Below are 22585 nucleotides of genomic sequence, written 5' to 3' on the forward strand. Positions count from 1 at the left end.
TGGCAAGCATGCAGACCCGTTCGCCACGAGTGGTCGGCAGAGATCCGGAGATCGACCGCCTGGACCGTCTGCTGGCCGGTGCCCGAGGCGGTCACGGGGGTGCGGTCTTCCTGGTCGGTGAGCCCGGGATCGGCAAGAGCCGGCTGGCCGCGGTCGCGACCACGCAGGCGCTCGACGGCGCGATGGCGACGCTGCGCGGCCGCGTCGGCGCGATCGGCACGATGGTCGCGTTCCGGCCGTTCACCGAGGCGTTGCTGTCGCTGATCCGGCGCGGCGAGATGCCCGCGCCCGAAGGCCTCGGGCCCTACCGGCAGGTGCTCGGCCGGCTCGTTCCGGAGTGGGACGACGGTACGGCGCACGAGGCGGTGGCATCGCCCGTGGTGCTCGGCGAGGCCGTGCTCCGGCTGCTCGCCCTGGTCGGCCGCGATCGTGGTTGCCTGCTGGTGCTGGAAGACCTGCACGGCTGCGATCCGGAGACGCTGGCCGTCGTCGAGTACCTGCTCGACAACCTCGACGAACAGCCGATCGCCCTGGTCGCGACTCTGCGTGCGGAAACGTGCGCTGCTTACGAGTTGGCCCGACTGTCGGCACAGCGTGGGTCTGCCGCGCTGATCGAATTGCAACCCCTTGAGCGCGACGAGGTGGCCGAGCTCGCGGCGGGATGCCTGGAGGTCCCGGTCGGTGGGGTGCCGGCCCAACTGGCCGAGCGACTGTGGCAGGACAGTGCCGGAATCCCTTTTATCGTTGAGGAACTGCTGCAGGAGGCGAACCGGGCCGGCCAGCTGCTGACGAAGCCGGACGGCAGCTTCCAGGTGGTGGAAGGCCTGCACACCGGAGTTCCGGCCGCCGTGGTGCGAAGCATCAGCAGTCGGACCGATCAGCTCGGTCCACAGTCGCGCGACCTGCTCGTCCTCGCTGCTGTGATCGGTCACCGCTTTCCGCTGAGCGTCGTACGCCAAGCGACCGGGACCGACGAACGGTTGCTCTTGGCAACACTGCGCGCCGGTCTGGCCGCCCAGTTGGTAGGACCGGACGAGCCGGTGCCGGACTGGTACGCGTTCCGGCATCCGTTGACTGCGGACGCCCTGCTGGCCGGGCTGACGCCGACCGAGCGTGCGACGCTGGCCCGACGCTGCGCGGACGCGGTGGAAGAACTGCATCCGGGCCTGCCGGGCGAGTGGTGCCAGATGGTGGCCGAGCTCGCGGAGACCGGTGGGGACTGCTCGCGGGCCGGGCGGCTCTTCGCGCTGGCCGGTCGGCGCTCGTTCGACGACGGCTCGACCGGTTCCGCGGCCAACCTGCTCGAGCGTGCCCATGGCCTGCTCGCTCGCGATCCCGACATCGGCTATCGCGCCGAGGTGCTCGGCTCGTTGCTGCTGGCCCTCAGCGCGACCGGTCAGGTCGACGACATCGCCGTACACGCGGCAACGGTCGAGGAGATGGCCGACCACAACCTCGACAGCCGCAAGGTCGCCGCTCTGCACGTCCAGCTCGCGAACGCCGAACAGATGGCCGGCCGCTGGTCAGCGGCGCTGACGCATGTCGCGACCGCGCGGAGCCTGCTCGGCAGCGACGCGGAGGACGCCGACCTCGCGCCGGTGGACGCGGTCGCGGCGAACCTCGAGCTGGCCCGGACGAATCCCGGCCGGCTGAAGGTCGCGACCGAACTGGCCCTGCGCGCGGCCGCCGCGGCCGAACGCGCCGACCTGCCCGACGTGGCGTGCGAGGCCCTGCAATTGCTGGGGATTCTGGCCCGCGAGCACGATCTCGACCAGTCGATCGACTACTTCAACCGGGCCCGGAAGGTGGCCGAGGCGCACGGGATGACGTTCCAGCGGGTGTGTTCGCACATCTTCCAGGCCGGCACGATCTGCCTGGCCACCGGAAGCATCGTCGAGCTCGAACGGGCCAGGCAGCAGGCGTTGCGGATCGGCGCGATCCCGCTGGTCTGCGATATCGATGGCGTGCTCGGCCAGCAGGCGATCATGCGCAGCGAGTACGACAAGGCCGCAACGATCATCGACGAGTACCTGCAGGTCACCCGACGGATGCGGATGGGCCGGTCGGCGACGTACTTCCTGTCCACCAAGGCGATCCTCGAGGCACACCGAGGGCGACGCGCCACGATGGAGGAGACACTCGCCGAAGTCGCCAGCTGGGGCGGTGAACACGGCTCGTACGAGCTGCCGTACTCCTACGGCCTCGCCCGCACCTTCTGCGCGCTCCTGGAGGAGAACCGCGAGCTCGCCGACTCCGAGCTCGCCCAGGCTCTTGCGTACGACGCTCAGAACCCGACAACCCTGCATACGTCGGGCAAGAACGGACTGAGCCTGCTACTCGGCGTGCTGTCCGGACGGAACAGCTGGGCGCACTTCGAGGCGATCACCGCAACGGCCGCGAGCGGGATGCGGTGGAACAAGCAGTTCGTCCAGCTGGCTCACGCCGTACTGCTAGGACGCGACGGAGAGGTGGAAGCGGCCAACGCCAAGGTCGCGGAGGCGGTGGAGACCGCGTCGCTCTATCCGCTGGCCGGTCACCTCGGGCTGCGGATGGTGGCCGAGCCGGCCCACGCGGACGGGTGGGGCGAGCCGGTGACCTGGTTGCGACAGGCCGAGGACTATTTCCACAATTCCGACATCCAGGCCGTCGCCAGCGCGTGCCGTAGTCTGCTCCGCCAGCTGGGGGCGACCGTGTCGCAGCGGCGGATCGGGAGTGAGCTGGTCCCGGCGTACCTTCGTCAGCTCGGCATCACCACGCGCGAGTACGAGGTCTGCCGGCTGCTGGTGGACCGGATCGGCAACAAGTCGATCGCGTCCCGTCTGCACATCTCGCCACGGACCGTGGAGAAGCACGTGGCCAGCCTGATGACCAAGACCCAGCAACCGGATCGGGAGGCACTGAGCAGTTTCGCCCGGACCGTTCTCCAGGGCTGAGACCGAGTTCGGGTGGACCGATTCCGGCACTGGTGCGTGTGCTGGAACACCGGGTGACCGGAGGGTGATAGTTGTCGACTCACACATCGGCGTCCGCCCGCCGAGCAACACGGCACGAGTCGGCAAGGTAATTTACGAACGCTCGCTATCTATACTGTGCGAGTGGCAAGCAAGGGGTCGGACATGAGCAAGGGAACGGTCGGCGGCGGCGGAACGACGATGCTGCGGCGGATCAACGTCGCCGCGGTCCTGGACGCGGTGCGCCGCTCCGCGCCCGCACCACTCCGCGTCGCCGAGCTGGTCGAACGGACCGGACTGGCCCGGCCGACTGTGGCGCAGGCCGTCGACGAGCTACTCGACGCCGGCTGGCTGCAGCAGCACGGCCCGGACTCGGCCGACCGTTCACTCGGTCGCCCGGCCATCCGCGTGTCGCTCCGCGGCCGCGCGGCGCCGGTGCTCGGGCTGGATGTCGGCCCGCACCGCGTGACCGTCGGCGTCTCCGACCTGGCCGGTCGCAAGCTCTCGCTGGTACGACGTTCTGGGCCGGGCTGGACCGCCCAGGAGCTGCTCGGGGTCATCGGCGAGGTGATCACCGAGGCGCTCGCGGAGGCCGAGGTTCCGGTCGAGGACATCGCCGCCGCGGTCGCGGCCAGTCCCGGCATCGTGGACGAGCACACCGGCCGCGTCCAGCTGGTTCCAAGTGTCCCAGGCTGGTCCGCGATCGACCTGATCAAGCACGTCCGCGGACTGCTGGACTGCCCGGTCATGCTCGACAACGACGCCAACCTGGCCGCACTGGCGATCGCAGCCGCTCGCGGCGGCACCGGCACGTTGCTGGCCGTCCAGTGGGGTGAGCGGCTCGGTGCGGGCATCGTGATCGACGGTCGACTCCACCGCGGCACCGGTGCGGCCGGTGAGATCGGCTTCATCGCCACTGCGCCCGACGACGTGATCAACCCCGAGGACAGCCGCGGCCCGCTCGAGCGGGCGGTCGGCTCCGAGGCGATCGCCGCCCTCGGCCGCCAGGCCGCACTGGACAACCCCGGGTCCCGTCTGGCCGAGCTGGGCGGTGACCAGCTCGACACGGCCGATGTCTTCGCCGCAGCCGCAGAGCGCGACCCGGTGGCTCAGGCGGTCGTGCAGCGCGTCGCCCGGGACTTCGCCCGCGCCCTGGCCCCCGCCGTACTGGTGCTGGACCCGACCGCCGTGGTCATCGGCGGCGGTGTCGCCCGGGCCGGTGCGGTCCTCCTCGACGCCATCGCCGACCAGCTACGGCTCCTGACTCTCAACCACCCCAAGCTGGAGCTGTCCGCCCTGGCTGAAGACGCCGTAGTCACCGGAGCCATGCGGATGGCCCTCGACGAGGTCTGGCAGCGCAAGCTCCCCACCCCCGCGCTAACCAGCACTACCTAGGCCGTTTGCTGCCGGACGGCGGCGGCGATGGCGTCGGGGCGGTCCAGTTGGACCAGGTGGGCCGAGTCCGGGAGGACCTCGACCACGCCCCGGAAGATCTCGGCGAGGCGGCGTTGGCCGGCGAGCCAACTGCGGGCGGTGGGTCGTGAGCTTCCACCGGTCGCGACCAGGAGGACGGTCGGTGCGACCGAGCCGACCGGCGCGGCGACCAGCTTGGCGACCTCGGCGGCCACCTCCCAGCTGCTCGCCAGCTCGTCCCAGAACAGCACCCACGACGTCGCAGCGCCGTACCGGCTCTTCGCGGTTGCCTTCGACAGCAGGTCTCGGTTCGAGACGCTGCCGATCCGCACGATCAGCCGCCGCAACGTCGGACCAAGCAGCTGCGGTACGCCGATCCGCCCCAGGAACCCCAGGAACGACCGAGCCGCCCGATCACCGCGCGTGCCGGGATAGAGCCACCGCACCCCGGTCTCGGAGGTCAGGCTGGTGTCGACCAGCACGAGCCTGGTCACCTCGAGTGGCCGGGACAGCGCCCACCGCATCGCCGCCAGCCCGCCGATCGAGTGACCGATCAGACCGATCTCCGCACCGGTCGGTACGCCGGCCGCCGTACGCAACTCGTCGACGTCGGAGGTGATCGGCGTACGCCACGGATCGATGACGCGGAGGTCCTCGTCCGGCAGGAGCTCGACGACCCGGGCGAACTCCTCCGGGGTCTCGGCCAGGCCGGGCAACACGATCCAGATCATCGTCATCGAGAAAGAGCTTGCCTCAGACCAGGCAGCAATGTCGCCAGAAAGACGCAAAAGATCAGGACGGATACGCGCTGCAGGAGGCCGGGAGCGTGCAGGTCGTCACCGGTGAGCACCTCGAGCCCGGTCTGGGCCCCGAGCCAGGTCTGCGTCACCACGACCGCCCCGGCCAGTACGCCGACCACCCGGCCCCAGGCACCACCCCAGCCCAGGCGGCGCAGGACAAGCAGCGCGAAGACGCCCATCGCGATACTGCCGAGACCGGCGAGGGTGGACGTCACCTCGTGCAGCACCAGGTCGGCGCCGGCTTGACCGCTCCCCTCGGCGGCCCGGCAGGCCGCGCTCACCGAGGGCGCACAATCCATCGGCGAGATCGCGTCGAACATCGTCCCCGCGCCGAAAATCGCCGAGCTGATCAGCAATCCGGTCACATCGCGATGCAGCCGCGCCGCGGCCCGGGCGAGGATCGCCGCGACCAGCAGCAGCACGCCCGTACTGAAGTCCATCGCCTGCGCATAAGGTCCGGTCGCCTGATCCTGAGCACCGAGCTCGCTCAGGAACGACCGATGGATGTCCAGCGGAAAGCCTGCGGCCAGCTCCAGGATCAGACTGCAGTAGAGCACGCCGGCGGCGATCATCAGGTTGCGCAGCGGGCGATACGGCACTGTGCGCACGGCGGTGACGGTCACGCTCACCAGGCTGGCACAGCAACCACCGGCTTGACTGTGGCGTCAGCTATACCGTCGGGGTAGACCTAGGTCGACCGTTCTCTCAGCGAACAGATGGGATGATCGCTTGGTGCGGTCGGAACAGGAAGTGATTCCCGCGTGGCAGCAGCGTGCCGCGGTGTGGGTGGGCAGGGTTGTCGTGCTCGCCTCGGTGTGGTCGTTCATTGCGATTCCGTTGCACGTTTTCGCGCCGGCCTACGTCAAGCGCGTGGACCAGGCGTTCGACTTCTTCGGCATCCCGGCCGGGCACACGTTCTTCTCGGCGGTCTACCTGGCCGTCGTCGGTAGCGCACTGCTCCGCGGGAAGCGGGCGGCGCTGCTCTGGGTGCTCTGGGTCTTCGAGGCGCTCTGGTTGTTCGCGCAGACCGCCGCCGTCGCGTTCACCACGGTCCGGCTGGCCAATCCGCACGACGCCGAGCTGCTCAGCGACTTCGGTCCGGCCACGGTGCAGGACCTGGAGTGGGGCATCGTCCAGGTGGTCGTCGTGAGCGCGATCATCGTGCTGCTGTGGAAGATCCGTGGCGCGTTCCCGGCCCGGCTGGCTCCCGGGACCCGGCGGCTCGCGGTCGGATCGATGGTCTTCGGCCTGCTGGTCTCGATCGCGGTCAGCGTCACCCTGACCCAGATCTTCCCGCGGACGCTGAACGGTCAGCGGCAGAAGATCGGCTGGGCGATCATCGCCGCGCTCGGCCAGTCCCGCAACAAGATGGGCGGCCACGAGGGTCACGGCTGGATCGGCCTGACGGTCGGCGGGATCTCGGCCGCTTCGCTGGTGGTCGCGTTCTGGATCTTCCTCCGCTCGGTCCGTCGCGTGCGGTACCTGACCCAACCCGAGGAGCTCGAGGTGCGGCGGCTGCTCCTGCTGCACGGCGAGCGGGATTCGCTCGGGTACTTCGCCACCCGCCGGGACAAGGCGGTGGTCTTCGCCCCGGGCAACGAGGCCGCGATCGCGTATCGGGTGGTCAACGGCGTCAGCCTGGCCAGTGGCGATCCACTCGGTGATCCAGCCGCCTGGCCGGCCGCGATCCAGCGCTGGCTGGCCGAAGCACGCACGTACGGCTGGTCGCCCGCTGTTGTGTCCGCGAGCGAGGAAGCAGCCGAGGCGTACGTCGAAGCCGGCCTGCGCGCGCTGGCGATGGGCGACGAGGCAATCATCGATGTCGCCGACTTCACCCTGGACGGCCGCACGATGCGGCCGGTCCGGCAGGCGGTCACGCGGGTCCAGCGGGCTGGGTACCACGCGGAAGTTGTCCGGCACGGCGACCTGTCACCGGATGTGCTGGCCGAGTACGTGCACCTCGCGGAGAAGTGGCGTGGCGCGCGGACCGAGCGTGGGTTCTCGATGGCGCTCGGACGACTGGGCGATCCGGCCGACGCACGCTGCGTGATGGTGATCGCGCGCGACGCGGACGGCGTCGTCCGCGGACTCTTGTCGTTCGTGCCGTGGGGTGTCCGGGGCGTCTCGCTGGATCTGATGCGGCGCGATCCGGACTCCGTGAACGGGCTGATGGAGTTCATGGTCACGTCGCTGGTGGATGCCTGCGGCGATCTCGGGGTGCATCGGATCTCGCTGAACTTCGCCATGTTCCGAGAGATCTTCAGCGACGCCGAGCGGGTCGGCGCGGGTCCGGTGCTGCGGCTCACCAACGCGCTGCTGACCGCGGCCTCGCGGTTCTGGCAGCTGGAGAGCCTCTACCAGTCCAACGAGAAGTACTTGCCCCGCTGGTCACCACGGCTGATCTGCTACTCGCGCGGTGCGTCGCTGGCGCAGGTGCTGCTAGCAGCCGGGACTGCGGAGGGATTCCTGCCGGCGCCGCGTCCGTGGACGCGCGTCGACAGCGCGCAGACGGCAGAGCGGCACGCGATCACGGTCGCGGACGGCGGCGCGTTCGCCAGTTCCGTGCGGGAGCAGGAGCACGAACTGCTGCGGCCGGCAATGCCCGAGCGCAAGCTGACCGAGCAGGAGCAGATCCGCCGGACCAAGCTCGCCGAGCTCGTTGCGGCCGGCATCGATCCGTACCCGGTCAGCGTGCCACGCACGGAGACGCTGGAGCGGATCCGCGAGCTGCATCAGAACCTGCCGCCCGACCACCACACGGGCCAGGTGGTGTCCGTGACCGGCCGGGTGATGCGGATGCGGAACCACGGCGGCCTGGCGTTCGCGTCGCTGCAGGACGGACTGGCCCAGCTGCAGGTGATGCTGACGTCCGAGGCCTGCGGCGAGGTCCCGTTGGACCAGTGGCGGCGGCTGGTCGACATCGGCGACCACGTCAGCGTCACCGGCGAGGTCGTGACGAGCCGCCGCGGCGAGTTGTCGATCGCGGTAACAGCCTGGGTGATGGCGGCCAAGTGCCTGCATCCCTTGCCGGACAAGCGTAAGGGCTTCACCGATCCCGAGGCACGGGTCCGCCAGCGCCACATCGACCTGGTGATGAATCCGGACTCCCTGCGGATGATGCAGCACCGCAGTGCGGCGGTGCGGGCCATGCGCAACGGTTTCGAGTCGCGCGGGTTCATCGAGGTGGAAACGCCGATGCTGCAGGTCGTGCACGGCGGCGCGAACGCGCGACCGTTCATCACCCACATCAATGCCTACGACACCGAGCTGTTCCTGCGGATCGCGCCCGAGCTGTTCCTCAAGCGGCTCAGCGTCGGCGGGATGGGCAAGATCTTCGAGCTGAACCGGAACTTCCGCAACGAGGGTGCCGACGCGACCCACAACCCGGAGTTCACCTCGGTCGAGGCCTACCAGCCGTACGCCGACTACCACGTCATGCGCGAGCTCACCCGTGAGCTGCTGATCGAGGCCGCGACCGCTGTGCACGGCAAGCCGATCGTCCGCCGCGCGGAGGGTGATCTCGACATCTCCGGCGACTGGCCCGTCATCACGGTCCACGACGCGGTCGGCCGGGCCGCGGGAGTGGACATCGACTCCGATACTCCGGCCGAGCGCCTTCGCGAGCTCTGCGCGGAACACCGCGTCCACACGACGTTCGAGATGTCGGCCGGTGAGCTCGTCCTCGAGCTGTACGACGAGCTCGTCGAGCCGACAACCACGCTGCCGACCTTCTACACCGACTTCCCGCTCGAGACGTCACCGCTGACCCGGACGCACCGAACCAACCCACGCCTGGCCGAACGCTGGGACCTGGTTGCCTTCGGCGCCGAGATCGGTACGGCGTACTCCGAGCTGGTCGACCCGGTCGAGCAACGCCGCCGCCTCACCGAGCAGTCGCTCAAGGCCGCGGCCGGAGACCCCGAGGCGATGTCGCTGGACGAGGACTTCCTGAGTGCCCTGGAGTACGCGATGCCACCGACCGGTGGTCTGGGTATCGGCGTCGACCGGGTCCTGATGATGCTCACCGGACAGAACATCCGCGCAACGCTCGCGTTCCCGTTCGTTAGACCCTCGGCAAGGGATTAGGCACAAGTCGCGTCGAGGGTGGGTGTCCGCATACCCTGTGCGGCACGGGGCGTGTGGGGCGACCTGGGGGGTTGGACATGAAGCGCTGCGCTGCGCTCTGCGCAGGGGTGGGGATGCTGGCTTGGGTGGCCGGCTGTAGTAACGCGCCGGAACAGACCCCGGTCGCGTCCTCGCCTTCGACGAGCGGTACGACGACCACGTCCGTACCGGTCTCACCCGCGCCGACGGATCCGCTCGGGTCGGCGGCGTACCAGGCCGAGTTGACGAAGATCGAGACCGGCCTCGCGGTTCCGTTGCGCACGCTGACCCGGGTCCGGACGGCCGAGGGCCTGACCGAGGCGATGAAGACGCTCGCCGACGCGTTGACGATGGCGTCTTCGGAGTTGGCCGGGGTCACGGTGAGTTCGCGGCTGAGTTCTGCCCACGAGGTGATCCAGAATCAGCTCGCGGTAGCGGCCGAGTCGCTGTCGGACACCGATCAGACCGAGTTGGACGCGCGGTGTGGTGGGGTCGCCTACACGTCGCAAAAGGTCCAGCGGAAGCTGCGCGCGGACCTCAACGGCGCGATCCTGCCGTTGCAGCGGCTGCAGCTGACCTTCGGCAAGACCCTGCCCGACCCGGGCCCGGCGCCGAAGCCCGACCGTCCCGTGAACGGCAAGGTCCTGGTCCGCACCGGCACCGCCGGCACGGGCAAGCTGAAGGTCACCAACGGTACGGCGAAGGACGTCGCGGTCTCGATCGTCACTGCCGGTCAGCCACCCGGGCAGCCGCACGTGATGATGTACATCCAGGCGTCCAAGACCGCCATCATCACGCGGATCGGCGGGACGTATCACATCTATTACAAGAGCGGCGCGGAGTGGAGTTCGGAGCGCCGCCAGTTCGGTGCGGACTGCTCGTTCCAGAAGTTCGCGCAGACCTTCGGCGCCAACGAGGGATGGCAGGTGAACCTCGAGCCGACCATCGACGGCAACGCCAAAACCTCCGAGGTCGAGGCGTATTGAGGTTATGTGACATGAGGCATGTCACGATGACAGAACGGCGTACCGCGGTCACGATGAGGTCATGAGAGCAACGGTGACCGTGGCCGGCGTGCCGGGGGTGGAGATCGCCTACGACCGCAAAGGCGCGGGCGAGCCGCTGCTCCTGCTGCACGGCATCGGTCACCACCGGCAGGCGTTCGACCCGGTGCTCGAGCTGCTCGCCGAACAGCGCGATGTGATCGCGCTCGACTTCCCCGGATTCGGTGAGTCTCCCGACCTACCGGACGGAGTGCCCGACGAGTTCGACAGTCTCGCGCGGGTGGTCGAGGCTTTCTGTACGGCGCTCGACCTCGACCGGCCGCACGTCGCCGGGAACTCGATGGGCGGCATGGTCGCGCTGCGCCTCGGCCAGCTCGGTCTGGCCCGATCGGTCACCGCCCTCGCACCCGCCGGCTTCTGGACCCCACGCGAGAACGCCTGGGCCATCGGCCTCCTGACCAGGCTCCGGCAAGCGGCCCGCCGTACGCCGGAGTCCGTCGTACGACGTCTGTCCCGCACGCCGGCCGGTCGACGCGTACTGACCGGGGCGATCTATCACCGCCCCGCCCTCCGCGACCCGGACGCCGTGGTGGCCGAGACCCGAGCCCTACGCGACGCCCCCGCCTTCGACCGCGTAGCCGCCCACGCCCGCACCGGCATCACCTTCGACGGCGACGTCCCCGACATCCCCGTCACCATCGCCTGGGGCACCCACGACCGAGTCCTACTCCCCCGCCAGGCCGCGAGAGCCCACCTCCAACTCCCCACCGCCCGCTACATCCCCCTCCTCAACTGCGGCCACGTCCCCATGAACGACGCCCCCACCCTGATAACCACCACAATCCTCCACACCCGCTGAGGCAACGTCGGAGTGCGGCAGCACATCGCCGGTACTCTCGAAAGTCGACTTGTCAGGGGACTGTTTGTAGGCCGATTACTGATAGGAGGCGGAGTTTTTCGGCGGCTTCGGAGGTGGGGGCGGCGGTGTAGATGACTATGCGTAGGTCGGAGCCTGGGACGGTGAGGACGTCGCAGTCGACGGGGATGGGGCCGAGCTCGGGGTGGTTGACGATTTTGTGTTCGGAGCGGTGGAAGCCTAGGACGGGCTGATCCCAGAGGGCTGCGAACTCTTCGGAGCAGTCGCGAAGGTCATCGATGAACGCCGCGAGGTCCTTGTCGTTCGGGTAGCGCGCGACAGAGGCACGCAGATCCGTCACGGTCGCGATCAGGAAGCTCCGCTGCTGGTCAGGTGTCTGCACGATCCGGTCGTGGAACATCCCGGTGAAGTGCCGCCAGATGATGTTGCGCGTCCGCCCTGTCCACGCCGATGGGTCTCCGAGCAGCGCGGCGCCGAGAGCGTTCCACGCGATCAGTGTCCAGGAGGCGTCGTACACACCTAGCGGCGTACCGGAGAGTTGGTCCACGATCCGCTGCACGCTCGGCGGAATGTGTCCGGAGATCCGGCCCGGCGACGGTGGCACCTGACCCGCGACGACGAACAGATGGTTGCGCTCGGCATCGGACAACCGGAGCGCCCGCGCCAGCGCGGTCAGCACCTGCACCGACGGAGATTCCGACCGCCCCTGCTCGAGGCGAATGATGTAGTCGACCGACAGCCCGGCCAGCATCGCCAGTTCCTCACGCCGCAGACCGGGCGCGCGACGCCGTCCACCCTGCGGGAGACCGGCTTCCTCGGGCGTGATCCGGTCACGCCACGCGTGCAAGGTTCGACCGAGCTCGTTCACACCCCCAGTATCCCGCGCACCCAACGAAACAGCCTGGTACCGCCGTTACCTAGGCATCCGGCCCACCAGCCAGGTCAGCATTCGATCACGTTGACGGCCAGGCCGCCGCGTGAGGTCTCCTTGTACTTGATCTTCATGTCCGCACCGGTTTCGCGCATCGTCTTGATCACCTTGTCGAGCGTGACCACGTGGACGCCGTCGCCGTGCATCGCCATCCGGGACGCGTTGATCGCCTTCACCGACGCCATCGCGTTCCGCTCGATGCACGGGATCTGTACCAGCCCGCCGACCGGGTCGCAGGTCAGGCCGAGGTTGTGTTCCATCGCGATCTCGGCCGCGTTCTCGACCTGTAGCGGCGTACCACCGAGCACCTCGCACAGTCCCGCGGCCGCCATCGAGCAGGCCGACCCGACCTCACCCTGACAGCCGACCTCGGCCCCGGAGATCGACGCATTCTCCTTGTACAGAACGCCGATCGCCCCCGCCGTCAGCAAGAACCGGACCACACCGTCATCGGTTGCCCCGGGCACGAATCGACGGTAATAGTGCAGTACGGCGGGAATGATGCCCGCGGCACCATTCGTCGGAGCCGTCACGATCCGCCCACCGGACGCGTTCTGCTCGTTGACCGCCAGGGCGAACAGGTTGACCCAGTCCATCACCTTGAGCGGATCGACCGACCAGGGATCGTGGGTGAGCTTGGTGTGCAGCGCATGCGCCCGCCGCGGCACCTTGAGACCGCCCGGCAGGATGCCCTCGGTCTCGCAGCCCTCACGCACGCAGTCCTGCATCACCTGCCAGATGTGCAGCAGACCGGCGCGGATCTCGTCCTCGGTCCGCCAGGCGAGCTCGTTCGCGAGCATCACCTCGCTGATCGACAGCTGCGACTCCCGGCACCGGTCGAGCAACTCCGCGCCGGTGGTGAACGGATACTTCAGCGGAGTCGTGTCCGGCACGATCCGGTCCCCCGCTGCCGCGTTCTCGTCGACAACGAATCCACCACCGACCGAGTAGTACGTGCGTTCCCGCAGTACGACGCCATCCGCGCCGCGAGCCACGAACGTCATCCCGTTCGGGTGGTACGGCAGCGTCTTGCGCCGGTGCATGATCAGGTCGGTGTTCTCGTCGTACGCGATCTCGTGCGTACCGGCGAGCAGCAGCCGGCCGCGCTCCCGGATCGTCTCGACCCGCGCGTCGACCGCATGCGTGACGACGGTCTCCGGGTCCGAGCCCTCGAGGCCGAGGATCACCGCCTTGTTACTACCGTGCCCGTGCCCGGTCGCGCCGAGCGAGCCGAAGAGCTGGGCCTCGACCTTCGTCGTCGCGGGCAACAGACCCGCGTCGGCGAGACCGAGTGCGAAGGTGCGGGCGGCGCGCATCGGTCCCACGGTGTGGGAGCTCGACGGGCCGATCCCGATACTGAACAGATCGAAGACGCTGATCGCCATCGTGTGGAGGTTCCTTCCGGTCGCCGTTGACCGTTTGGTGTCCTCCCCGCTCTGTTGGACCCGTCGTCCTCCAGAGATGCCTCGCCCGTGCGGTGAAGGTGCCTGAGAGATTCTTGGGGAGAGTTGCTCCTACGGCGCCTGAGTCGTACTCAGGTCTCTCCCGCACGGGTTCATGCGGCTGTTGAGTTGACTGACGCCTCGGACGGTACGGCGGACGCCCGCCCAACGTCAATCCGGCCGGTCCGGACCAGCCAGACCTCGTAGAACCAGGTGAACAGTGGGGGAATGCTGGCCGCGAGTGCGGCCAGTGTGACCGGCCAGGACCACTTCAGCGGGCCACGGACGAGCAGGACCGTGAGCACGTAGGCGATGAAGATGCCGCCGTGGATCGGGCCGAAGATCTTCACCCCGAGCTCGTTGTCGGACAGCACGTACTTGAACAGCATTCCGATCAGCAATCCGGTCCACGAGATCGCCTCGGCGATCGCCACCGTCCGGAACCACACCGCAGGCTTGGTAGTCATCAGACGACCGACCCTAGCAAGGCCCCCAAACAGTGTCCGGGGTTGGCCGAGGGGGCGTCCCCGATGTGGGTGAGCAAGCGATTGCCGAACGATCGAAGGAGTTTCTCGAGCGTGAGGAGAGTTCCCGGATGAGATCGAACAGACTGCTCAGGACCACCGCGTGGGGTGTGGTCCTGGGCCTGACGGCGGCCGGCGTCGCGACGCTGCCGGCCTCGGCCGCCACACCGAAGCCGACGGGAGTGCAGTGGTCCGACTGCGCACCCGAAGGCAACGACAAACCGGAGGTGGTGAAGGGCTCGCAGTGCGCGACCCTGCAGCTTCCGATCGACTGGCGCAAACCCACCGGACCGACCTTCGGCCTCGCCATCGCCCGGCGTACGGCGAAAGTCCCGAGCGAACGCGTCGGAGTCCTGATCTTCGGCCCTGGCGGTCCCGGCGACTCGGGAGTCCAACGGATCAAGACCGGCATCAGCCGATTCAGCCCGGACCTGCAGGATCGCTTCGACATCGTCAGCTTCGACCCACGTGGGATCGCCCGCAGCAACCCGGTGCTGTGCTCGGCCGCACTACTGGCCGAGCAGCCGTCACCGCTGATGAAGAGCCAGGCCGACTTCGACGCGACCGTCCGCTACAACCATGAGCTCGCCGCCGACTGCCGCGCGCACACCGGCCCGCTGTACGACCACATCGACACCTGGCAGACGGTGCATGACGTGGAGGCGATTCGGAAGGCCCTTGGGGAGAAGCAGATCTCGTTCCACGGGACGTCGTACGGGACGGTACTTGGCGCGCAGTACGCCGAGACCTATCCGACTCGGGTTCGCGCGGCTGTGCTGGAGAGCGTGCTGGACCACAGCACCCAAGGTGCTCAGAACTTCCTGTCACGGCAGGCGGGACCGGTGCAGGACTCGTTCGACGAGTTCGTGAAGTGGTGCGACCAGGCAACGGAGTGTTCACTGCACGGCCGCGACATCCGCGCGCTCTGGGCCGGCCTGCTGAAGCGAGCGGACCAAGGCGAGATCCCGGACCCACGGCAGCCGAACGTCGCGATCTCGCCGTTCTACTTGAGCTTCGCAGTGTTCCGGACGTTCTACGACCCGCAGTGGCGCGGGCTGGCCGACCTGCTCAAGACGCTCGACACCAGCACCCCACCGACCGGACAAGCGCCCGTACCCACCGGGCTGATGAACAACACGCTTGCGCCGTTCTGCCAGGACTTCGGCCTCGCCGTGCGGGACTACCGCGAGTACGCCGGAATCGTCGCGAAGATCGCCCGCGACAACCCCGACATGCCGTACCCGGGCCAACTGCTCGCCATCACGAACTGCCTAGGCGGGCCGAAGGCCAACAACCCGCAACACGTCCTGAAGGTCCACACCCTGAAGACGCCCATCCTCCTGGCCAACGCAATCCACGACCCAGCTACGGGCTACAACGGCGCCCAGTCCGTCGCACGCCAACTAGCCCACAACGGAAGTCTCCTGACCTACGAAGGCTGGGGCCACGGCAGCTACAACAAGAGCCCTTGCATCCAGGCAACCATCGACAACTACCTGATCACCCGCCAACTCCCGAAGCGCGGCACGACCTGCCCCGCCGTACCGCCCTTGGGTTAACGGAAATCCGGAGCCGGCGCCCCCAACAAGCGTCGGCCCCGGAGTCTGGTCAGACCGGTACGCCGGTGACGTCGAGGACGCGATCGAGGTGATCGCCGCGGACCACGCGGTTCGACAGCAGGCGTAGCTCGGCGCAGGCGGTGTCAAGGGCCTGCCGCTGGGATCGGCACCGGTCGACGTACCAGAACGGATCGTCCGGTTGTGGGTCGTCGGCATCGTCGATGTCGGCGTACCAGTGCTGATCGCCGTAGTGGACTACTCGCACCCGAAGATTCATGACTACTCCCCGTGCCCCAGGACTCTGGGTCCCCCCTGGTTCCCAGTCGGGGCCGCCTCGGTCCGGCGCGTGACCGCGGCCCCCCACTGCCACGCGCCCGGCCGAGAACGACCCTCCCCCGCCCTACCTATCGGAGCGGCGGGCGCGGATGTTACAGCTGGTGACGAACTACTTTCCGCGGTCGAGTGGTCACCGGGACTGGATCTGTGCCCGGGTCCACTGCTCCAGGCCGTCGGTGGTGATCGGCAGGCCCTCGGTCAGGATCTCCAGCCGATCCGCGTGGACGACGACGTTGTCCTCGATCCGGATGCCGATCCCGCGTAGCTCCGGCGGCACGGTCTCGTCGTTCGGGTGGAAGTAGAGCCCCGGCTCGACCGCGAGCGCCATCCCGGCCTCGATGTCGCCGGCGAAATACGCCTCCGGCCGGGACGCGTCGCAGTCGTGCACGTCGAGGCCGATGTAGTGCCCGGTCCCGCAGACGATGTAGCGCCGGTGCTGCTGCCCATCCGGCCCGAGCAACTCGTCGAGCGAAATGTCGAGCAGACCCCAGCCGCGCAGCCCTTCGGCGAGCACCCGCAGCGCTTCGTACTGGAAGGCCCGGTACGGCGCTCCCACCTTGACGGCCTCGAGTGATGCCAGCTGCGCCTTGTGCACCAGGTCATGCACCTGCCGCTGCGCCGCGGTGTACTCGCCCGTGGCGGGGAAGGTCCGAGTCACATCGGCGGTGTAGAGCGTGCGAGTCTCGACACCCGCGTCCAGCAGGATCACGTCACCCTCGTTGACCGGGCCGTCGTTGCGGACCCAGTGCAGCACCGGCGCATGGTTGCCAGCGGCAACAATCGAGGCATACCCGACGCCGTTGCCCGCGGTCCGCGCCCGCCGGTCGAAGGTGCCCTGCAGCCACCGCTCGCCGCCGCCACGAATCGCCTCGGGCAGCTCACGGGCGACATCCTCGAACGCGAGCACACTGGCCGCGACCGCCTCGCGCAGCTGATCCAGCTCCCAGTCGTCCTTGATCCGGCGCAGCTCGGCCAGCGTCTGCCGCAGCGAGTTCCCGTCGGTCGGCGAGGTCTGGACCAAGGCGTCCAGCATCGGCTCGACGCCCGGGACGGACAGGATGAACGGGACTGCGCCTCGTACGGCCGCCGGCAGCTCCTCGATCGGGCGGCACGCGATCTGCAACGCGTCCGACCAGTCCTTCAGCCCGGGCACCGGGCCGATCCACAGCTCGCCGTCGCGCGCGTTCGCGAAGAAGTCCGCCTCGTCCGGCCCGGCGGTCTCGCGCAGGTACAGCGTCGCCTCGCCGTCGCCGGAGATCACCAGTACGGCGCCCTCCGCCTGGCATCCGGTCAGCCAGACGAAGTCGCTGTCGGCGCGGAACTGGTAGTCCGTGTCGTTCGAGCGCACGGGCGCACGGCCGGCCGCGAGCGCGATCCGACGCCCCGGCAGCGCCGCGGCCAGTTTCCGCCGGTGCTCGGCGGCGGCGTCGGCCAGACCCGCCGGGAGGGACACCGACCGGTCCACCGGACCCCAACCACGCGAGACGAACTCCCGGAATCCCTTGGCGTCAATCGGGCGATACGACTTCGGCGTCTCGGTGGTCCGGCCGTCGGTCATGAGCTGAGCTCCCCTTCGCAGCTGACTGTCACTCTTCATCAACTCAGGTCCGACTGCGGCCACGCAAGGCCTTATCGGATCAATTCCAGATCAGGGCCGATTCAGCGCGCGCGGAACGCGGCGAGGATGCCCTGTTCGGAGTCGAGCAGGTATTGGTGCAGGTCCGCCGCCGCCTCGTCGTACGCGCGCGCCTCGAGCAGCTCGAACAGCCCGCGGTTGCGCGCGATATACGGCTCGTGCAGCTCGCGCGGGGTCGCGATCACGTGGAAAAGGAGCCGCAACTCCGCGAGGAGTCGTGCGGTCATCGCGTCCATCCGCGCACTGTCGGCCAGACCGATCAGGTGCTGATGGAAGCGCATGTTCGCCGTACCGACGGCCGGCCAGCGGTCCGCGCGCGCCGCCGCCTCGGCAGCCTCGACATCGTCCTGCAAGGGCTCGAGCCGACCAGTCGGGAGCTCCGGATGACGATCGGTGAGTCCGCGGACGACGTCGACCTCCAGCACTCGGCGGAGTCGGTACAGATCGACCACGTCCTGCTCGTCCAGCTCTGGGACGAAGACACCGCGGTGCAGCTTGTAGACCAGCAGCCCCTCATGGGTGAGCAGTCGGAAAGCCTCACGGAGAGTATTGCGGCTCACCTCCAGCACCTCGGTCAGCTCGACCTCGGACAGCTGGGCGCCCGGCGGCAGTGCGCCCTCGGTGATGCTGCGACGCAGGATGTCAGCGGCCCGCTCGGCCGAGCTGCTCCGGTCCAGGCGCGCGACATCGGCGGCGACTGTCCGCAACCACGCCTGCCGGCCCGCGTCGGCCTCACCCGTACTCATCTCCGCATCATCGCGCACCGAAGGCGTTGAGCGAAAGTTTAGTAGAACAAGACTCTTGCAGGATTGTTGAACAATCCCTACTCTCGTGTCATCGCTCGTCACTCACCGCACTGTCACCTACCGCACTGTCGTCACTTATCGCTTTGGGAGACCATCCGGCAGCTATCGCCCTCGATCAGGAGCGCCCACTGTGCCTTCTTCGTCGCAACCTCTCGCCAACCGACCGCATCGAGCCAAGCCACCGACCCGGCGACCCAGTCGCCAACCGGTCCGCCGTACCGATCCTTACGGCCGGGCGAATCCCTATGCCCGCCAACTCACCCCGGTGGCCGGCCGGAAGACGCCCGACAGCCCGATGCGGGCCGGTCGCCGGTCGACACTGATCGGCGCGATGTTCCTGACGGCCACGTCCGCGATCGGGCCCGGGTTCCTGACCCAGACGACCTTGTTCACGGTCTCGCTCGGCTCGGCGTTCGGCGTCGCGATCCTGGTCTCGGTGCTCGTGGACCTTGCGGTGCAGTTGAACGTCTGGCGCGTGGTCGGCGTCTCCGGTCGCCGGGCTCAGGAGCTGGGCAACCTGGTCGCACCGCGTCTAGGTACGGCGATGGCCACGCTGCTCTTCGTTGGTGGGCTGGCTTTCACGGTCGGCAACGTGGCCGGGACCGGGCTCGGGACGTCGGCGATGATCGGACTCGACCCCCGACTCGGCGCCGCGCTCTCGGTGATCGTTGCCATCGGCATCTTCCTGGCCCGCCGCGCCGGGGTCGCACTGGATCGCGTGGTGGTCGTTCTCGGCGCGGTGATCCTGCTGCTGACCGGATACGTCGCCTTCACCTCGGATCCACCCGTCGGCGCGGTGTTGCGGAGCGTCGCGCTGCCGTCCGACCTCAACTTCCTCGTGATCATCACGCTTATCGGCGGCACGATCGGCGGCTACCTCACGTACGCCGGTCCACACCGGCTCCTCGACTCCGGGGTGTCTGGACCGCATCACGTCCGAGCAATCAGCCTGGCGTCGATCGGCGGGGTTCTGATCACCGGTGTGATCCGGGTCGCGCTGTTCCTCGCCGTACTGGGTGTCGTCGCGGGTGGTGCTCGACTGGATCCTGCTAATCCGACTGCTTCGGCGTTCGAGCAGGCGGCGGGTGAGTTCGGGCTGCGGGCGTTCGGCATGGTCTTGTGGGCCGGCGCGATCGCTTCGGTGATCGGAGCGGCGTACACGACCGTCACCTTCGTCACGTCCCGGACCAAGACGTCGGACGGGACGCGGACCGCTCTGATCGTGTTGTTCATCGCGGTCGCGACGGTGATCTACCTGGCTCTTGGTACGGCGCCGGCCCGGCTGCTCGTGTTCGCGGGTGCCTTCAACGGCGTGCTGTTGCCGCTGGGTGTCGGCGTACTCCTGTGGGTCGCGTGGCAGCGTCCGGACCTGCTGCGCGGGCACAGGTATCCGCGGTGGCTGCTCATCGTCGGTGGAGCCGCCTGGCTGCTCACTGTGTATCTGGCCGTCCGATCCGTTGTCGGGCTGTTCTAACTTGGAGGGGTGTTGATGGATCTCAATGCGGATCTCGGCGAGGGATTCGGCTCCTGGGCGATGGGTGACGACAGCGCTTTGCTGGAGGTCGTCACGAGCGCCAACGTGGCGTGCGGATTCCACGCCGGCGATCCGTCGATCATGCGCCGGGTGACCGGCGAGGCTGTCTCGCGCGGCGTCGCGATCGGGGCGCACGTGGGGTACGCCGACAAGGCCGGGTTCGGCCGGCGGTTCGTCGACATCGAGCCGGCCGCTTTACGCGATGAGGTCGTCTACCAGATCGGTGCGCTGGATGCGTTCGCACGGATCGCGGGCAACCGCGTGCGGTACGTGAAACCGCATGGCGCGCTCTACAACACGATCGGCCACCATGAGGCTCAGGCCGCCGCCGTGGTTGGTGCGGTTGGCGACTACGACCGGTCGCTGCCGGTGCTCGGTCTGCCTGGGTCGGTCTGGCTCCGGCTTGCGGCCGAGGCCGGGCTTCCGGTGATTCATGAGGCTTTCGCGGACCGCGCGTACACGCCTGATGGGACGTTGGTCTCGCGGCGCGAGGCTGGGTCGGTTCTGCACGATGCGGACGAGATCGCTGCGCGGTGTACGGCGATGGCGACCGGCGAGCCGATTCACGACAGTGCGGGCGGGTCGCTGACGCTTCATCCTGCGTCGATCTGCGTGCATGGGGATACGCCCGGCGCCGTGGAGATTGCTCGCCGGGTGCGCGGGGCGTTGGAGGGAGCGGGCGTCGAGATGCGTCCGTTCGCGGCTTGATGCGGATCCTGCCGTCCGGCGATCATGCTCTGCTGGTCGAGCTCGACGATCTCGATGACGTGCTCGGGTACTTCACCGCGTTGGTTGCCGACCCGCCGGCGGACGTTGTGGACATCGTTCCGGCAGCTCGGACCGTCATGGTCAGCACTCGGGGCGAGCTGGAGGCGTTGGGTCGGGCGCTGCGCTCGGTGACTCCGGCTGTGGGGGCTCGGGTTGCGGGCGACCTGATCGAGCTGCCGGTCATCTACGACGGCGTGGATCTTGCGGACGTTGCTAGGTTGTTGGATTGCTCGGTTGCGGAGGTGGTGGCGCGGCACACCGCCGACGAGTGGACTGTGGCGTTCTGTGGGTTCGCTCCTGGCTTCGGGTATCTGACCTCGGCCGGCTCGTGGGACATTCCGCGTCGGGAGTCGCCGCGGACGAAGGTGCCGACGGGAGCTGTTGCGCTCGCCGGGGAGTTCAGCGGCGTGTATCCGCGGGAATCGCCGGGCGGCTGGCAGTTGATCGGGCGGACCGACGTGAAGATCTTCGATCAGGAGCGGGAGCCGGCTGCGCTGTTCCATCCGGGCCGGCGCGTCCGGTTCGTCGACGCGGGTCGCGGATGAGCAGTCTCACCGTGCTCGAATCGGGGCCGTTGGCAACGATCCAGGATCTCGGCCGGGGCGGGCAGGCGGCGCTGGGCATCCCCACGTCCGGCGCGTGTGACCTCGCGTCGTACGCGTTATCCAACCGGTTGGTCGGAAACGTGGCCGGGGCGGCTGCGATCGAGGTGACCTTTGGGGGGCTCGCTCTGCATGCCGACGGGGATGTCGTGGTCGCGATCACGGGCGCGCCGTGTTCCGGCGTACCGCTCAATGCGCCTTCGCTGGTGAAGGCTGGGGAGGTGCTTCGGCTTGGGGCGCCGCGGACGGGGTTGCGGACGTACGTCGCTGTTCGCGGGGGGATCGACGTACCTGCGGTGCTGGGATCGCGCTCCACGGATCTTCTGTCTGGGCTTGGGCCGGCTGCGTTGGCGGCTGGTCAGACTCTTGCCGTTGGCGGGTCGTATGGGCCGATGCCGGGTGTTGATCTGGCTCCGGTCGCGGATCCATCCGACGGGCTGGTCGCCGTACGCGTGACTCCTGGGCCGCGACGGGATTGGTTCACCGATGCCGGGTGGGAGTCGCTGGTCACGCAGGCTTATCAGGTCAGCAGTGCTAGCAATCGGGTCGGCGTACGGCTGGACGGGGCGCCGCTCGAGCGTGCGCGGATGGGAGAGCTGGCGAGTGAGGGGATGGCGCTGGGGGCGATCCAGATCCCGCCGTCCGGTACGCCGGTCATCTTCCTCGCCGACCACCCGGTTACGGGCGGCTATCCGGTGATCGCGTACGTCGCCGGGGCGGACCTGGACGCCTGCGCCCAACTTCGCCCCGGCCAGTCCATCCGGCTGCTCAGCTCTTGATCCGACTGGTCAGCTCCGCGACGAACGTCGCCTGGAGGTGCTGCATGATGCCCAACTCGACCGGGTCGGCGAAGTACTCGGGATCTGCTTCCTGCTGGTGAGTCTGCAGCCACCAGATGTTGCCGAGCGGATCCTTCACCCTGCCCACGCGGTCACCGATGATTCTTGAATCCACCAGCTCGGTGATGACCGTTGCGCCGGCGGCGATCGCGCGAGTGAAGACCTCGTCGACGTCCTCGACATACACACTGAGCAGGCTCGGCATATCCGGCCAGTCCGCCGGAACGTCGAAGGCCATCAGTACCGAGTTGCCGACCGTGATCTCGGCATGCCCGATCGTCCCGTCGGCGTTCAGCGCCCGGCCCGACGTCTTCACGTCGAACGTCCGCTCGACGAACTCGAGGAAGCGGTCGGCACCCTTGACCGCAACGTACGGCGTCACCGTCGACTTACCACTGGGAATGTGTGTCATGGTCCTAGCCTGATCGAGGTAGCGGACAAATTTCGTCCTCTACTCGA

The 22585-nt window shown here is 68.4% G+C and carries 19 protein-coding genes and 1 riboswitch; of the genes, 10 read left to right on the top strand and 9 right to left on the bottom strand.

Annotated elements, in window-relative coordinates; translation table 11 throughout:
* Window positions 1–8 precede the first annotated feature (8 nt).
* Complete coding sequence (locus ACWF4Z_RS17245; protein ID WP_452244035.1) at window positions 9–2933, top strand: ATP-binding protein; 2925 nt, start codon at window positions 9–11, stop codon at window positions 2931–2933.
* Window positions 2934–3116: 183 nt separating this feature from the next.
* Window positions 3117–4346 (top strand): ROK family transcriptional regulator, encoded by a 1230-nt coding sequence (locus ACWF4Z_RS17250; RefSeq protein ID WP_452244036.1) that lies wholly within the window; start codon window positions 3117–3119, stop codon window positions 4344–4346.
* On the opposite strand, the gene ACWF4Z_RS17255 is transcribed toward ACWF4Z_RS17250, so the two are convergent.
* Together ACWF4Z_RS17255 and ACWF4Z_RS17260 are read right to left on the bottom strand one after the other, a co-directional pair.
* Window positions 4343–5101, bottom strand: a complete 759-nt coding sequence (locus ACWF4Z_RS17255; protein ID WP_452244037.1) for an alpha/beta fold hydrolase — start codon at window positions 5099–5101, stop codon at window positions 4343–4345. The two genes, ACWF4Z_RS17250 and ACWF4Z_RS17255, sit on opposite strands and share 4 nt — an antisense overlap.
* Complete coding sequence (locus ACWF4Z_RS17260; protein WP_452244038.1) at window positions 5098–5787, bottom strand: DUF998 domain-containing protein; 690 nt, start codon at window positions 5785–5787, stop codon at window positions 5098–5100. The genes ACWF4Z_RS17255 and ACWF4Z_RS17260 overlap by 4 nt, the downstream gene beginning before the upstream one ends.
* Before the next feature lie 109 nt (window positions 5788–5896).
* On the opposite strand from ACWF4Z_RS17260, the gene lysX reads away from it, so the two are divergent.
* The 3 genes from lysX to ACWF4Z_RS17275 all read left to right on the top strand — a co-directional run bounded on the left by lysX (window position 5897) and on the right by ACWF4Z_RS17275 (window position 11131).
* Complete coding sequence (gene lysX / locus ACWF4Z_RS17265) at window positions 5897–9250, top strand: bifunctional lysylphosphatidylglycerol synthetase/lysine--tRNA ligase LysX (RefSeq protein ID WP_452244039.1); 3354 nt, start codon at window positions 5897–5899, stop codon at window positions 9248–9250.
* A gap of 77 nt (window positions 9251–9327) precedes the next feature.
* Entirely contained in the window at window positions 9328–10254 is a 927-nt protein-coding gene (locus tag ACWF4Z_RS17270) for a hypothetical protein (RefSeq protein ID WP_452244040.1), read from the top strand.
* Window positions 10255–10315: 61 nt separating this feature from the next.
* Window positions 10316–11131, top strand: a complete 816-nt coding sequence (locus tag ACWF4Z_RS17275) for an alpha/beta fold hydrolase (protein ID WP_452244041.1) — start codon at window positions 10316–10318, stop codon at window positions 11129–11131.
* A 52-nt stretch (window positions 11132–11183) separates the two neighbouring features.
* Here ACWF4Z_RS17275 and ACWF4Z_RS17280 read toward each other — a convergent pair whose 3' ends face one another.
* From ACWF4Z_RS17280 to ACWF4Z_RS17290, 3 genes are all read right to left on the bottom strand, one after another.
* Window positions 11184–12017 (bottom strand): helix-turn-helix transcriptional regulator, encoded by an 834-nt coding sequence (locus ACWF4Z_RS17280; RefSeq protein ID WP_452244042.1) that lies wholly within the window; start codon window positions 12015–12017, stop codon window positions 11184–11186.
* A 74-nt stretch (window positions 12018–12091) separates the two neighbouring features.
* Entirely contained in the window at window positions 12092–13465 is a 1374-nt protein-coding gene (locus ACWF4Z_RS17285) for an L-serine ammonia-lyase (RefSeq protein ID WP_452244043.1), read from the bottom strand.
* Window positions 13466–13545: 80 nt separating this feature from the next.
* Window positions 13546–13638: riboswitch (glycine riboswitch) on the bottom strand.
* On the bottom strand, window positions 13636–13989 hold the full coding sequence (locus ACWF4Z_RS17290) for a DUF3817 domain-containing protein (RefSeq protein ID WP_452244044.1): 354 nt from the start codon (window positions 13987–13989) through the stop codon (window positions 13636–13638). It overlaps the preceding riboswitch by 3 nt.
* 128 nt (window positions 13990–14117) lie before the next feature.
* On the opposite strand from ACWF4Z_RS17290, the gene ACWF4Z_RS17295 reads away from it, so the two are divergent.
* Entirely contained in the window at window positions 14118–15605 is a 1488-nt protein-coding gene (locus ACWF4Z_RS17295) for an alpha/beta fold hydrolase (protein ID WP_452244045.1), read from the top strand.
* A gap of 49 nt (window positions 15606–15654) precedes the next feature.
* Here the strand turns inward: ACWF4Z_RS17295 and ACWF4Z_RS17300 are convergent, their stop codons facing one another.
* The 3 genes from ACWF4Z_RS17300 to ACWF4Z_RS17310 form a co-directional block, all read right to left on the bottom strand.
* Window positions 15655–15882 carry a hypothetical protein gene (locus tag ACWF4Z_RS17300; protein ID WP_452244046.1) on the bottom strand — a complete coding sequence of 76 codons (228 nt, stop codon included), beginning with the start codon at window positions 15880–15882 and terminating at the stop codon, window positions 15655–15657.
* 189 nt (window positions 15883–16071) lie between these two features.
* Window positions 16072–17499: an aminopeptidase P family protein gene (locus ACWF4Z_RS17305; protein ID WP_452244047.1), complete on the bottom strand. Its 1428-nt coding sequence runs from the start codon at window positions 17497–17499 to the stop codon at window positions 16072–16074.
* 101 nt (window positions 17500–17600) lie between these two features.
* The gene (locus tag ACWF4Z_RS17310; RefSeq protein ID WP_452244048.1) at window positions 17601–18323 is read right to left on the bottom strand and encodes a GntR family transcriptional regulator; all 723 of its coding nucleotides are present in this window, start codon (window positions 18321–18323) and stop codon (window positions 17601–17603) included.
* A gap of 190 nt (window positions 18324–18513) precedes the next feature.
* Here ACWF4Z_RS17310 and ACWF4Z_RS17315 point away from each other — a divergent pair, with 190 nt between their 5' ends.
* From ACWF4Z_RS17315 to ACWF4Z_RS17330, 4 genes are read left to right on the top strand one after another with little or no spacing between them, the layout of a single operon-like run.
* A complete protein-coding gene (locus ACWF4Z_RS17315) occupies window positions 18514–19857 on the top strand; it encodes an NRAMP family divalent metal transporter (protein ID WP_452244049.1) in 1344 nt (447 codons plus the stop codon).
* Between the two features lie 15 nt (window positions 19858–19872).
* Window positions 19873–20625 (top strand): LamB/YcsF family protein, encoded by a 753-nt coding sequence (locus ACWF4Z_RS17320; protein WP_452244050.1) that lies wholly within the window; start codon window positions 19873–19875, stop codon window positions 20623–20625.
* Window positions 20625–21230, top strand: a complete 606-nt coding sequence (locus tag ACWF4Z_RS17325; RefSeq protein ID WP_452244151.1) for a 5-oxoprolinase subunit B family protein — start codon at window positions 20625–20627, stop codon at window positions 21228–21230. Before ACWF4Z_RS17320 ends, ACWF4Z_RS17325 begins: the two co-directional genes overlap by 1 nt.
* On the top strand, window positions 21227–22066 hold the full coding sequence (locus ACWF4Z_RS17330; protein WP_452244051.1) for a 5-oxoprolinase subunit C family protein: 840 nt from the start codon (window positions 21227–21229) through the stop codon (window positions 22064–22066). Before ACWF4Z_RS17325 ends, ACWF4Z_RS17330 begins: the two co-directional genes overlap by 4 nt.
* On the opposite strand, the gene ACWF4Z_RS17335 is transcribed toward ACWF4Z_RS17330, so the two are convergent.
* Window positions 22056–22538 (bottom strand): VOC family protein, encoded by a 483-nt coding sequence (locus tag ACWF4Z_RS17335; RefSeq protein WP_452244052.1) that lies wholly within the window; start codon window positions 22536–22538, stop codon window positions 22056–22058. The two genes, ACWF4Z_RS17330 and ACWF4Z_RS17335, sit on opposite strands and share 11 nt — an antisense overlap.
* Window positions 22539–22585 lie beyond the last annotated feature (47 nt).

The organism is Kribbella sp. NPDC055071 (assembly GCF_053608045.1).